13 protein-coding genes are annotated in these 12,510 nt (G+C 60.6%); 8 read left to right on the top strand and 5 right to left on the bottom strand.

Translation table 11 applies throughout. From position 1 onward, the window contains the following. Positions 1-16: 16 nt before the first annotated feature. A complete protein-coding gene (locus tag L107_RS00255) occupies positions 17-424 on the bottom strand; it encodes an MGMT family protein (RefSeq protein WP_159815911.1) in 408 nt (135 codons plus the stop codon). 333 nt (positions 425-757) lie between these two features. On the opposite strand from L107_RS00255, the gene L107_RS00250 reads away from it, so the two are divergent. From L107_RS00250 to trmH, 4 genes are read left to right on the top strand one after another with little or no spacing between them, the layout of a single operon-like run. Further along, positions 758-1,456 (top strand): hypothetical protein, encoded by a 699-nt coding sequence (locus L107_RS00250; RefSeq protein WP_159815910.1) that lies wholly within the window; start codon positions 758-760, stop codon positions 1,454-1,456. An 11-nt stretch (positions 1,457-1,467) separates the two neighbouring features. Continuing rightward, positions 1,468-2,130 carry a hypothetical protein gene (locus tag L107_RS00245; protein ID WP_159815909.1) on the top strand — a complete coding sequence of 221 codons (663 nt, stop codon included), beginning with the start codon at positions 1,468-1,470 and terminating at the stop codon, positions 2,128-2,130. Next, positions 2,127-2,978, top strand: a complete 852-nt coding sequence (locus L107_RS00240) for a RimK family alpha-L-glutamate ligase (RefSeq protein ID WP_159815908.1) — start codon at positions 2,127-2,129, stop codon at positions 2,976-2,978. The genes L107_RS00245 and L107_RS00240 overlap by 4 nt, the downstream gene beginning before the upstream one ends. A 20-nt stretch (positions 2,979-2,998) precedes the next feature. After that, entirely contained in the window at positions 2,999-3,688 is a 690-nt protein-coding gene (gene trmH / locus L107_RS00235; protein WP_159815907.1) for a tRNA (guanosine(18)-2'-O)-methyltransferase TrmH, read from the top strand. On the opposite strand, the gene L107_RS00230 is transcribed toward trmH, so the two are convergent. Next, a complete protein-coding gene (locus L107_RS00230; RefSeq protein WP_159815906.1) occupies positions 3,630-3,908 on the bottom strand; it encodes a hypothetical protein in 279 nt (92 codons plus the stop codon). The genes trmH and L107_RS00230 overlap by 59 nt on opposite strands. A gap of 60 nt (positions 3,909-3,968) precedes the next feature. Next, positions 3,969-4,787: an ABC transporter permease gene (locus L107_RS00225; RefSeq protein WP_159815905.1), complete on the bottom strand. Its 819-nt coding sequence runs from the start codon at positions 4,785-4,787 to the stop codon at positions 3,969-3,971. Positions 4,788-5,281: 494 nt separating this feature from the next. On the opposite strand from L107_RS00225, the gene L107_RS00220 reads away from it, so the two are divergent. Then, positions 5,282-5,977: a response regulator transcription factor gene (locus L107_RS00220; RefSeq protein ID WP_106220558.1), complete on the top strand. Its 696-nt coding sequence runs from the start codon at positions 5,282-5,284 to the stop codon at positions 5,975-5,977. 2 nt (positions 5,978-5,979) lie between these two features. Next, positions 5,980-6,696, top strand: a complete 717-nt coding sequence (locus tag L107_RS00215) for a response regulator transcription factor (protein WP_159815904.1) — start codon at positions 5,980-5,982, stop codon at positions 6,694-6,696. On the opposite strand, the gene L107_RS00210 is transcribed toward L107_RS00215, so the two are convergent. Continuing rightward, complete coding sequence (locus L107_RS00210) at positions 6,665-8,110, bottom strand: sensor histidine kinase KdpD (protein ID WP_236550414.1); 1,446 nt, start codon at positions 8,108-8,110, stop codon at positions 6,665-6,667. The genes L107_RS00215 and L107_RS00210 overlap by 32 nt on opposite strands. A gap of 248 nt (positions 8,111-8,358) precedes the next feature. Between L107_RS00210 and L107_RS16835 the strand changes: the two genes are divergently transcribed. Then, a complete protein-coding gene (locus tag L107_RS16835) occupies positions 8,359-8,796 on the top strand; it encodes a type II secretion system protein (RefSeq protein WP_304523528.1) in 438 nt (145 codons plus the stop codon). A 240-nt stretch (positions 8,797-9,036) separates the two neighbouring features. After that, on the top strand, positions 9,037-11,148 hold the full coding sequence (locus tag L107_RS00200; protein ID WP_159815902.1) for a glycosyltransferase family 41 protein: 2,112 nt from the start codon (positions 9,037-9,039) through the stop codon (positions 11,146-11,148). Between the two features lie 109 nt (positions 11,149-11,257). Here L107_RS00200 and L107_RS00195 read toward each other — a convergent pair whose 3' ends face one another. Beyond that, positions 11,258-12,121, bottom strand: coding sequence for a hypothetical protein (locus L107_RS00195; RefSeq protein ID WP_159815901.1), 864 nt, complete (start codon positions 12,119-12,121; stop codon positions 11,258-11,260). Positions 12,122-12,510: the final 389 nt, after the last annotated feature.

The raw sequence follows: 12,510 nt of genomic DNA, 5'->3' as shown, positions 1-12,510 counted from the left end.
GGGTGGGCACGGGGGCTCAGGGGGGCCAGGCGTCTCCGGCCGCCGGCAGCAGCGCGGCGGGCGGATGCCAGCGGTGCCGGGCCAGGGGCAGGCGGCCGTCGGGGGCCACGGCGATCCCCTCGGCCAGCAGCAGCTCCCGCTGCATCCAGTCGCTGCCCTCGCGGCCGGGGCTCATGGCGATCCGCCCCTGGGCATTCACCACCCGCTGCCAGGGGACCTCGGAGGGCAGGGGCAGGCGCCGCAGGGCCCAGCCCACCTGGCGGGCGCAGCCCCAGGCCCCGATAAGCTCGGCCACCTGGCCGTAGGTAGCCAGCTGCCCGGCGGGGATGTGGGCCACCATCGCGTAGACGCGCTGGTCGAAGGAAAGGGGCGCGGCGGGAGTGGCGGCTTCTGAAGGGTGGAAGGACACGGCGTGCCGAAGCATGGAGCACAGACTAGTCGCCGTGGAATCCGGACTACGGAGCCATGGAACTCATCAAGCAACTTGATGTCACGCGAATCACAGCAAGGAATGCGGGCAAAGACAGGGGGTCTGTGTTCAACGGCATACATTGCATCTGTCCACTCCTGACAACGTTCGGCAGACGGCAGTTGTCAGCTCACTGTCTGGAATCCAACGATCATGCTTGTTTCCACTTTTGAGCTCCTCTTCAAGGCCACCACACCGGCCAATCCACCTCTGGTGCGCGTCCCCGGGGCCGCACGGGGAATCCTTCAAGGCTACTTTCTGACGATTGCCAACCCGTCAACAACCTCGTTGACCTTTCTGCTGACCTTCAATGCCACCACGCCAGCCATCAATCTGGCGCAGACCGTTCAGGTCACCGACGTGACGGGAGGCAATTCCTTCGGGCCCCTGACCGCAACCGCCGATCCCAATCGCTTCACCCTGAGCGTGAGGGTTCCGGCCAGGGACACCGCCCTGGTGATTCTTCAACCCAACGTGACGTTGTCGAATCTGCCTGACTCGGTGGAGTTCCGCGGCTTCGTGGAGATCGAGATCACCACCCGCACCTTCCAAGGGCAGAGCTTTGATGTGCTGCTGACGCCCGAACATCGGGGCACGTTCCTGCCCAACAACTTCTCCTTCGCGCCGCCACCCGCGCCACCCGCCAACAACAGCGGCAGGGACTTCGACCAGTTGATCGTGGCCCTGCCCACGGCCACCGGCAGCGCCCTGTTCCGCCTGCCATCCCCGGTGCGGGACCTCAAGCCCCTGATCGACAACACCAACCCGATCCCCTTCCCGGGACGCCCGCTGCCGTCCCTGCCCGAGGTGCTGCCGGGTCCGGTGCCCCCCGGGCCGGTGCCGCCGATCGCCGGGGCGGTGGCGGATCCTGACCTGAGGGCCACACTGGAACGGCTCCAGGACGGTCTGAGCCTGATGGCCCGCAGCATTGATGCGCTCTCGGGCGGAGCGGCAGCGGGCGACTCCTTCGTGTCCCCGGAACCCTGACGGGCCTGCGCGTGATCCTGGCGAGCGCCCACGACGGCGACGCTCGCCGCCTGCAGGCGGCCTGGGCACCCCGGGCCGTTCTGCTGACCCCGCGCGACCTTTCGCAGCCGGGGTGGCGTCTGGTGGTGGAGAAGCCCGGGGAAGGGCGCTGGGCCTGTCAGGGGGTGGACCGGCCTGATGGGGCGATCAGCGCGGTGCTGACGCGGCTGGTGCAGGTGGATCCGCTGGAGCTCACCTGGATCCAGCCCCCCCGACGGCCGTTCGTGGCCGCCGAGATGACCGCCTTCCTGCTGGCCTGGCTGGAGGGGCTGGGCTGCCCGGTGATCGATCGGCCCAGTCCAGGCTGCCTCTGTGGCCGCAACTGGGGCTGGTCCCACTGGGCAGCGCACGCCTCCGGCTGCGGCATTCCCGTGCGGGAGCGGGGCCCGGATCCAGGCGGAACCCGGCTCGTGACCCTGGTCGGCGACACGGTGATCGGTGCAGGGGCAGACGGGGAGGCGGCTTGGGCGCGCCGGCTCTCTGCGGGGGCCGGCCAGGAGATGGCCAGTTTCCACTTCCAGGGAGAGGGAGCGGAACGGGCCCTCGTCCAGGCGCGGGTGGGATTGAAGCGAATGGGAGCGGCGGAAATGGACGCACTCGATCGGCTGCTGGAGACGCGGGAGGAAGCCCGATGAGCGTGCTGTTGCTGGGGGCGGTGAACGATCCGGTCCTGCAGGGGGTGGCGGTGGCCCTGCGCCGCCGGGGAGTGGCGCCGCGGATCGGCCCCTGGAGCGCGGGACTCCGGCCCGCGGAGCTGCGGCGCTGGCAGGCGGAGATCAGCGCGGTGCTGGTGCGGCCCACCGGTGCGGCGGCGGGCCTCGACCCCGTGGCGGAGCATGCCCTGCAGAGCTGGCTGGATCTGACACCGGCGCTGGTGTTGAACCGCCCCTCGGCGGCGGCGATCTGCGCCTCGAAACCCGCCCAGCTGCGCTGGCTCCGCCGCTGGGGCTGGGAGGTGCCGCCCACCCTGGTCACCACCTCGGCCGCGGAGGCCCTGGCCTTCCGCGAGCGGCACGGGGAGGTGATCGTGAAGGCCGTCGGCAGCAACCGCAGCCGCGTGCGTCGCTTCGACGGGGAGAACGACCCGCGGCTGGCGCTGCTGTCCTGGTGTCCGACCCAGTTCCAGCGGCGGATCGCGGGCGTCGACCACCGTGTCCACGTGGTGGGGGAGCGGGTGTTCGGTTGCCGGATCGAGAGCGAGGCGGTCGACTACCGCCTGCCGGCATCCGGCGGCGCGGCGCCGCGGCTGATGGCGCAGCCGCTGCCGGAGGAGGTGGCGCAGCGCTGCCGCCACACCTGCCGGCGGATGGGGCTGGGGCTGGCCGGCATCGACCTGCGGCTGACGCCGGACGGGCGATGGGTGATCTTCGAAGTGAACGCCATGCCGGGGTTCACGGTCTTCGAGACCGGGACCGAGGGCGCGGGCGACGCCCCGATCAGCGAAGCGGTGGCGGAGCTGCTGACGGGGCGGGTGCTGGAGTGATGGACCGCCGCTGAGCACCGATGCCGCTGCTGCCCCGCCGTTTCGAGCGCCTGTGCGCGGTGCTCGATCGCCGCATGGGGGATCTGACGCTGCTGCTGGAGCAGGTGGACAAGCCCCACAACCTCTCGGCGATCCTGCGCAGCTGCGATGCGGTGGGGGTGCTCGAAGCCCATGCCGTCAGCCTCCCCGGGCGCACGCCCACCTTCAACAGCACGGCCCTGGGCAGTCAGAAGTGGGTGGCGCTGCACCGGCACGGGCGCAGCAGCGACGCCATCGACCGGCTGAAGGCCGATGGCTTCCGGCTCTACGGCACCCACCTGGGGGCCCGGGCGGTGGACTACCGCGACTGCGACTTCACCGGGCCCACGGCCTTCGTGCTGGGGGCGGAGAAGTGGGGGCTGAGCGAGGAGACGGCCGCGGCGATCGACCAGGCGATCGTGATTCCGATGGTGGGCATGGTGCAGTCGCTCAACGTGTCGGTGGCGACGGCGATCCTGCTGTTCGAGGCGCTGCGGCAGCGGCAGGCGAAGGGCTGCCTGCCGACCCGGGGCGAAGGGCTGGCGCCGGAGCAGTACGCCCGGCTGCTGTTCGAATGGGCCTACCCGGAGGTGGCCGCCTGGTGCCGGCACGAGGGGCGGCCCTATCCGGCCCTCAGCCCCGAAGGCGCCATCCTCGAGGAGCTTCCGCGGACCGTGCGACTTCGCTGTTGAGGGGGCCACCGTCGAAGCGGGAGGCGCTCGGCAGCCAGAAGGTGAGCGCGAGGGCCAGGATCTCCAGCAGCAGCTGGCGGCCGCCCAGCAGCACCACCACCACCGCCACGAAGGACAGAAACTTCTGGAAGACGCTCCAGACGTCGTCGGGCGTGTTGCCAGCTTTCTGCCAGAGGGCAACGGCCAGGGCCAGCAGGGCCAGATCCAACCACCAGGGCATCGCCGGAACCACGCTTCCCTGGAACGCTACCCCAGGCCTTCGGTGCCGGCCCGGGGGCGTTCAGTCGCGCGCGGCGGCCGGAACGCCGCTCAGCCAGTTCTCCAGGCCCTCGCCCAGGAACGACAAGCCGAGCACCAGGACGAACATGGCCAGCCCCGGGAACAGGGCGGTCCACCAGATGCCGGTTGGCAACGCCGTTAACGCCTGCTGCAGATCGCTGCCCCACTCGGGGATCGTCTCCGGCAGGCCGAGGCCGAGGAAGCCGAGCCCCCCCAGCACCAGAACCGCGTCGGCGGCATTGAGGGTGAGCAGCACCGGCACGGAGGTGATCACGTTGCGGAACAGGTAGCGGCGCAGGATCCAGGCGGGGCCGGCCCCCAGGGAGCGGGCCGCCTCGATGAACAGCTCCGCCTTCACCTGGGCCGACTGGTTGCGCACCACCCGGAAGTACTGGGGCACGTAGACCACGCAGAGGGCGGCGGCGGCGTTGGGCAGCCCTCGGCCCAGCAGGAAGGCGAGGACAACGGAGAGGAGCAGCACCGGCAGGGTGTAAAGGGTGTCCATCAGCAGCACCAGCAGGCGGTCGACCCCGCCGCCGAGGTAGCCGCTCACCATCCCGAGGGGAACGCCGATGGCCAGGGCCAGCACCAGGGCGCTCAGCACCACCTGCAGGGCCACGCTGCTGCCGGAGAGGGTGCGCACGCAGACGTCACGGCCGAGGCGATCGGTGCCGCACCAGTGGCCGAAGGAAGGCGGCGCGTAGATCGGATTCTCCAGGCCCGCATTGGGATCGCTCAGCAGACCCCCGTGCACCAGCAGCGGGGTGGCCAGGGCGATCAGCCCGTAGACGACCACGATCACCAGGCCCCAGCGCGCCATGCGCTGCGCCAGGGTGGATCCACCGACTCCGGGGGGCGGTCCGATCCGGTCGGCCTTACCAGAGGACTTCCGTATCACAAGTTGACTGTCACGGCCAGGATTCGTGGGTATCTGTACTGAAACAGACGGGGATCGGGTTCGCCAGAAGAGTAACCTCAGGGGTTGCCGATATGGCGGCTGCGGGATCAGCGAGACTGCCTTACGTGGCCGCCGATCCGTGGGGCGGCCATCGCTGGCGGCCATGAAATCCGGCGGAATTTATGCCTCTGAAGGCGCGGGCGTCAAGCTGGGCCGCGGTTCCCGCTTCGGTACGTACTCACCGGATCAACCGGAAGCTGGCAGCGAAGCAATGGATTTGAACCGAGTTGCAAGAGAGCCCGCACGTGTGCTTGCAGGTGAATTCTCACGCTGGTATAATGTGCATCATATGCGCCACTCAACTCCAGAGTGCTGACTTCCATCGTGGCCGAGCGTCATTCAGCCTTCCCGATCAGATGACCAGCGCCCGCCTCCTGATCGTCGACGACGACCCTGAAATGCGCGGCTTCCTCACCTCCGAGCTGGCGGTCGAGGGTTACGAGTGTGAAGAAGCGGCCTGCGGTCAGCAGGCCCTGGGCCGGATCCGCAGCCAGACCTGGGATCTGGTGCTCCTCGACTGGAATCTGCCTGATTTCAGCGGTGTCGAGGTGTGCCGGCGCATGCGCAAGGGGGGCATCTCCACCCCCGTGCTCATGCTCACCGCCCGTGATGAGGTGCAGCAACGGGTCGAGGCGCTCGATTCCGGCGCCGACGACTACCTGATCAAGCCGTTCTCGATCGAGGAACTGCTGGCCCGGGTGCGGGCCCGTCTGCGTCGCAGCGGCATCGATGAGCAGGAAGGCGGTGTCCTGCGGATGGCCGATCTGGAGGTGAATCCCGCCAGCCGGGAAGTGGCCCGGGGCGGTGAGTCGATTCACCTCACGGCCAAGGAGTTCGATCTGCTGATGCATCTGCTGCGCCACCCCAATCAGGTGCAGGAGCGGCGCGCCATCCTCGATGCCCTCTGGGGTGAGAACTGGCTGGGCGACGACAACCTCCTGGATGTCTATGTCCGCTACCTGCGCCGCAAGCTTGAGCCGGCCGGCCAGCCCACCCTGATCCAGACGGTGCGCGGTGTCGGCTTCATGCTGAAGGAAGGGCCGCCCCGCTGAGAATGGCGGAGGCCCCATCCAAGTCGCGGCTGCTGGTTGTCGAGGATGACCAGCGGATGCGCACGTTCCTGGCCGGGGAACTCAACTGCGAGGGCTACGACGTCACCGAAGCCGAGGACGGCCAGGGGGCGCTGATGCACCTGAGGGACGCCCGCACCGACTTGGTACTGCTCGACTGGACGCTGCCCGACTTCAGCGGCGTCGAGATCTGCCGGCGGCTGCGCTCCAGCGGCGACATCACCCCCGTGCTGATGCTCACCTGCCACGACGACATCCGCGACCGTGTCGAAGCACTCGATTCCGGCGCCGACGACTACATCCTCAAACCCTTCTCGATCGAGGAGCTGCTGGCCCGGATCCGCGCCCAGCTGCGCCGCACCGCCTACTGGCGCGGCGTGGCGGAATCCGATCTGCTGCGTTGCGCCGACCTCACCGTGAACACCGCCACCCGGGAGGTGATGCGGGCGGGGCAGGCGATTTTCCTCTCCGTGCGCGAGTACGACCTGCTGCTCTGCCTGCTGCGCGGCACCGGCCGGGTGGTGGAGCGCGAGCAGATCCTGCGGGAGGTGTGGGGCGAAAACCACTTCGGCGACGAAAACCTCCTGGGCGTCTACATCCGTTATCTGCGCCGCAAGCTCGAACCGGAGGGGCTTCCCACCCTCATCCAGACGGTGCGCGGCGTCGGCTTCATGCTCCGTGAAGGGGAGCCGCGCCCTTGAGGCGCAACTGGAAATCAGCTCCCCCCTCCGGCCCATCCGCCACCGTCACGCTCCCCCCCATCGCCTCCATCAGGGCCCGTACCACCGCCAGACCCACGCCGCTGCCGGGGATGGCGCCGGTGTGGCGACCCCGGCCGAAACGCTCGAAGATCAGGGTCTTCTCGCGGTCGGGAACGCCCGGGCCGGCATCGATCACATGCACCACCACACGATCAAGGCTGGCATCGAGCCGCAGCTGAATCGGGCCGCCACTGGGATCGTATTTCTGGGCGTTTTCGATCAGATTCGCTAGGCACTGCTCGAAGCGGTCGGCATCGCCGAGCGCGAAGGTGCGTGAGCCCTGGGTGGCACCGGGGCAGATCCGCAGGCGACCGTGGCAGCGCGAGCGCAGCCGCTCCGCCACCCGCTCGATCGCCTGGGCCACATCGAACGGCTCGAAGGGCATCAAGGTGCGGTTGGCATCAATGCGGGTGAGGGCCAGCAGATCCGTCACCAGCTTCCCCATCCGGCCCGCCTCCTCCTCGATCAGGGCCAGCTGGGCGGCCTCCTCCTCCGTGAGCCCGTGAGAGCGGCGCCGCAGGCGGCCGGCGTAGTTGCGGATCAGGCTGATGGGGGTGCGCAGTTCATGGCTCACCCCATTGGCGAAGCCCCGCTGGCGCTCCCAGGAGGCCGAGAGACGATCCAGCAGATCGTTGAAGGCCACGGCGATCGGTGCCAGCTCCCGGGGCTGGGCCGCCACCAGCACCCGCTGGCTGTCGAGGGTGTCGGAACTGATCGCCTGCATGCGCAGCCCCAGATCATGGAGGGGGGCCAGGCCCCGCACCAGCACCGGCCGCAGCAGCAGGCCCGTGAACAGGGTGGCCAGGCCGGCGGCCACGATCAGAAGCGTCAGCAGCAGCCGCTGCTGAGCCAGCTTGGGCGTGATGTCCTCCAGGAAGCGAAGGCGCACCGTGCCAGCCCCGAGATGGATCTCTTCTGAGCTGGTGAGATAGGTGAGCCCTCGGAACTGCAGAACTGCCACTTGGCCGTAGCCGTTCCGCTGAGCCGGCAGTCGCGCCAGGGGAACACCGGTAGGAATGGAGAACAGCCGGATCTGGTCGGCCGCGCCATAGGGAACGCCTTGCTCGGTTTCGACCCAGCCAAGGAAGTTGGGGCTGACCAGTCTTGCCAGGGCATCGCTGATCTCGTCCAGAGTGCCTGGCACGGGCCGGCGTGAGAGAAGCACCTGGCGCACGCTGGCGACTGTGGCACGGTGCTGGTCACGTCGCTCCTGGCTGGCCAGCAGGGCGGTGGCCCCGATCAGGAGGGCATAGCCACCCAGAACGGCCAGCAGACTGAGCCCCAGCAGGCGCCGGCGGATCGAAAACGCGCCTGGAGAACCTCGGGACGATCCCAGAAGCCTAGAAAAGACCATCAGTTTCATTAGAGGGATATTAGACCTCGGCAATACACCGCTCCAACCGGATCGTAGGAGACAATGAAAGAGGCCCCATCCTGATCCGCGTACGAAGGGCCAGATGCCTGCAGATGCCAGCGGGTGCAGGGGATCTCAACCTTAGGAGCTGTAACAGGCCGTCAACCCACCTCCTATCGCCCATCCCGTGGACTTTCGGCCGTCAGTTGCTTAAAGTGTTGAGAGTCACGAGCTGCTCAGCCTCTCCCATGAACATCTCCAGCAAGACCAAACTTGCGCTTATGCGCAGCCTGCGCGAGAAAAAGTCCAAGGCGGCCCAAGGCTTCACCCTGATTGAGCTAATGATCGTGGTGGCGATCGTTGGCATTCTGTCCGCCGTAGCCCTTCCCAACTTCTTGGGAGCCCGGGCGGCCGCCTCCGCCGGTGCTGCGGTTGGTGAAGCAATTGGCTTGGCAAAGGAATGTGCAACATTCATCGCTTCTGGAGGCGTAGGAGCTACCCCCACTGGTGCTGGTGTGACTTGCAGTTCGACAGCAGGAGGGACAGTTGAGAAAACCTTTACCGCCGGCGCTAACGGGGTCCGCTGCTTGGGGGTGACCTCTACTTCTACAAACACGAAAGCCACTGTCACCATCGTTGGTGGTACAGCTACAAACATCGGCTCAATGACTTGTGCTTTCGGTTAAGCACCGATAAATCTTCCTTTATGGTCATTGCGGAGGTCATTCCTCCGCTTTTTTTTGAGCATTGACATGTTTGTCATACAACCTCGATCTCTTGTATCACTTCAGTCTTTTCATCCACTTCTGAAAGCATTGACATTTCATGACGTCTATTCGCGCCGAAACAGCTCATATCATTTAGTCGATGACAACTAACGAGATTTCCGATAGTCTACAGTCAGAGCCACTTTGAATATCTTCATAATGGATAAAGAAGAGCTTTTTACTCTCTATCAAGAAGCCAAAAAGCTGTATGAGAATAAGCAGTATACTGACGCGATTCCCCTCCTAGTCACTCTAAAGCATCATAGCGAGTATCGGCTAAAAGCTAACACGAACATAGGAGGATGCCTTCTCCAGCTGGGGCACATCAAGGCTGGACTTAAGTTCATCTCCCAGGCCCTTGAACAAGACGATCAATATGTTCCTGCTCTGATTAATAAAGCAGAAGCCCATCTTGCATTGTCCGATCCAAAAATTGCTATAGAAATCTATACTAGGTTGACTCAGAGATGTCCTAAGAATTGGCCACTTTTCTATGGTCTTGCCAAGGCGCTTCATGCATCTAATCATGAGCAAGATGCACTAGATGCGCTGAGCGAATATCTCACGTACTCGCCTTCAGATACCTCTGCGATTATTCTTTATGGAGAAATACAGTCAAATCTCAATGACCATGTTTCCGCAATCAAGACATTTGGCAAAGCTCTAGATCTTGAGCCCAAAAATCAAAAGATATACTCGAATCTTGGAGTAGTCATGATGCGAAGAAACAACTTCACCCTCGCATTGAGATATTTTGAGATTGCCCTCAAGATTCTCCCTGACTGTCTAGCCGATTTGCGCAGAATTGCGTTGGTACATTACACCTTATCAGAAACCAATGCTGCTAGAGATTACTTTTGCAAAGCTTTTGCACTTGACCCTACGTCTACTTCGCTTTTTCTCTCAAGATTTCTGCTTCTTCCCAGCATTCCATTATCTGCAAATGAGATCGAGCAAGCAAGAAAGAGATTTGTACATGGCCTTAATCTAGCCGAGAAATCAGCGTCTACACTAGTACTAGATACTCAGAATGAATCAATCCCCCATCTTTTTTATCTTGCCTACCATGATAAAGATGATAAGCTTATCATAGAGCGTTATATACGACTTGCCAGAAGACTTGCAAATGCCTTCCTTCCTGCGAACAGGACAAGCAATATACAGCCGAAAGAACAGAATCCGAGAAGATCTCAGCGCATTAAGATAGGCTTCCTTTCTAGTTATTTTTCAACACACAGCAATTGCTTTGCCTTTGAAGGATTGATTCGCAACCTCAATCGAGAGCTTTTTGAGATTTATCTCATACATACATCACTATCACAAAAAGATGGCACACGTGACCGACTTGATTCGTTATGCGAACATTCTATCCAGCTATCCAATAACCTTCAAGAAATCTCTGATTGCCTTTGCTCACTTGATCTTGATATGCTCTACTTTACAGATCTAGGAATGAATGCGTATGACTATCTTATTCCTTTTCTCAGGTCTGCTCGAATCCAAATCACTGGGTGGGGAATCCCACATACATCTGGGATAGAAGAAATTGATTACTATATCTCATGCGAAGGGCTTGAGCCTCCGGACGCAAGCAGGCTGTATACGGAAGAATTAGTCATGATGCCTGGAGGGGTTCCATGTTGTTTTCTTGACGACACATTAACCCTATATAAGCTTCCCAGAGAGTACTTTATTCTTCCGCCTGAGGGGCTCTTAGTTGGATGCCTCCAAAGCCTACATAAGCTCCATCCAGACTTTGATTTCATTCTTGAGGAAATCGCAAAAATGAATCCTGAGCTAGGTTTCGTCTTTGTTGAGGACAGAATACCTGAGCGAACGAAAAGATTTATCGACCGGCTTGAACGCAACGCGCCCCTTGTTCGTGAACGGATGGTCACGCATGCCTTAATGAATCGAGCTGAGTATCATTCATTATGCAACTGCATTGATCTCTTGCTCGATCCGATATACTACGGTAGTGGAATCACTTTTTTTGAGGCTTCCTTCGTAGGCACCCCGATAGTTACAATTGAGGGGAAGTTCTTGCGCTCTAGAGTTGTTGCAAGCTGCTATCGAGAAATGCAACTTACAGATCCTCCAATTGCAGATAATTGGAGCGAATACATTGAACTGGCCACGGATCTCCTTCAGAATTCAGCGAGACGTCAAGAGCTTAAAGCTGATATCTTGCGCAAGAAGCATCTTGTCTTTAACCGTGTCGACTATGTCCGAAACTTTGAATCCTTTTGCATTCAGGCGCTACATCAATAATCATTTTCATTGTGTACACGGAAGAAATATCTTCAATCCATAATCTCACAACATTTTTACTCGGCCAAAGCCATCAAGTCAAAATAAGTTGGCGAGGTGTAAACATCCATTAAAACCTGCGGATTGCCTCTTGGTGCGGATAATTGTGATCATCCAGATTATCAACGCTTCGCTTGGTAATCACAACACAATTACGCGAAAATTCGATACTTTCAAAATTCTGAACAGTAGCAGGATCTAAGCCTACGGCCAAAAGACGATATTCAATTAGACTTTTATCTTCTGGAGAAAGAAATCTTCGATTAACATAGTCTACGGCCAGCTTTAACACCTCAATTGTTGACCATGGATCGTGGAGCCCATATGCAACACTATATCCATAGATACTACCTCTGCGCCAATACGATGTTTCAATATCTTCTATGATATAAACACCTCCTTGAGCCAATAAACCTTCGAAGAGAAACGTCAACGAGGTTAACTGATGCGCTGGCATGTGAGAGCCGTCATCAACAATAATGGAAATTTGTCGAGATATCTTATCGATCCCGGCCTCAAGGCTTCCAAGATCAGACTGGTCGACTTTAATAACAGTATTATTGACATTATCTATCAATTCAACATCTCTATCGAAACAGTACAGGTGGCATCCCGGAAAAACTGTAGTCCAGAACTTGACTCCGCAACCGCTCCCATATCCAATCTCCAACACACCTAAGTTCTGTTGATCACGAAATCGCTCGAGATGCCTAGCATAAGTATGTTCATAGTGATGGGCAAAGATCTTATCGGTGGACGAGAATTGACCAGCACTCACAAGATCATAAATAAAATCTGTCATGTAAGTTGTTGTTTGTTTCGGTCTTTCCAGACTATACCCCATCTCCGCCCCGCGAGATTGCCTTAACGGTCCAAGCAGGGCAAACAGTTGGCACGAGACGGACGCGACAAAAACCCTTATGGAATCCTTCATGGATCGAAGTTTAGATTTTCACGGATCCATATATATGACTACTTCATACCACCTACTACTGCAACTGCAAATTAATCAATTATCGAGATTGTAGCTATAACTACATGCCATGGTCGAACTGGAAGGCTGAGCCAGTCATCAATACACCCAGGATGGTAATCTATGTTCAAGTGTTCTAGTTGATCTCACATACCATGATTTTTGGATTGCGTTGAGGCCATTGCGGTGTCACCTCCGGCTCATACTCCTCCCGCCAAATGTCCGCCTTAGGAGGCTGCTGAAATATCCAGCCAGCCGCGGGAGAATGTCCCAACGGCATTGAGCGGATGCGCGGCCAGCAGGAGAGGACCGGCCCCCTGTTCTCCTACGTCTCCACCGAGGAGCGGATC

It is taken from the genome of Cyanobium sp. Copco_Reservoir_LC18 (assembly GCF_009834675.1).
Lineage (GTDB): Bacteria > Cyanobacteriota > Cyanobacteriia > PCC-6307 > Cyanobiaceae > Cyanobium > Cyanobium minutissimum.
This window is presented reverse-complemented; position numbering and strand designations above follow the sequence as displayed.

Coding starts and splice junctions, on each gene's coding strand:
- L107_RS00255 (WP_159815911.1), bottom strand. CDS start 424: ATGCTTCGGCACGCCGTGTCCTTCCACCCTTCAGAAGCCGCCACTCCC.
- L107_RS00240 (WP_159815908.1), top strand. CDS start 2,127: ATGAGCGTGCTGTTGCTGGGGGCGGTGAACGATCCGGTCCTGCAGGGG.
- trmH (WP_159815907.1), top strand. CDS start 2,999: ATGCCGCTGCTGCCCCGCCGTTTCGAGCGCCTGTGCGCGGTGCTCGAT.
- L107_RS00230 (WP_159815906.1), bottom strand. CDS start 3,908: ATGCCCTGGTGGTTGGATCTGGCCCTGCTGGCCCTGGCCGTTGCCCTC.
- L107_RS00225 (WP_159815905.1), bottom strand. CDS start 4,787: ATGGCGCGCTGGGGCCTGGTGATCGTGGTCGTCTACGGGCTGATCGCC.
- L107_RS00220 (WP_106220558.1), top strand. CDS start 5,282: ATGACCAGCGCCCGCCTCCTGATCGTCGACGACGACCCTGAAATGCGC.
- L107_RS00215 (WP_159815904.1), top strand. CDS start 5,980: ATGGCGGAGGCCCCATCCAAGTCGCGGCTGCTGGTTGTCGAGGATGAC.
- L107_RS00210 (WP_236550414.1), bottom strand. CDS start 8,110: ATGGTCTTTTCTAGGCTTCTGGGATCGTCCCGAGGTTCTCCAGGCGCG.
- L107_RS16835 (WP_304523528.1), top strand. CDS start 8,359: ATGAACATCTCCAGCAAGACCAAACTTGCGCTTATGCGCAGCCTGCGC.
- L107_RS00200 (WP_159815902.1), top strand. CDS start 9,037: ATGGATAAAGAAGAGCTTTTTACTCTCTATCAAGAAGCCAAAAAGCTG.
- L107_RS00195 (WP_159815901.1), bottom strand. CDS start 12,121: ATGAAGGATTCCATAAGGGTTTTTGTCGCGTCCGTCTCGTGCCAACTG.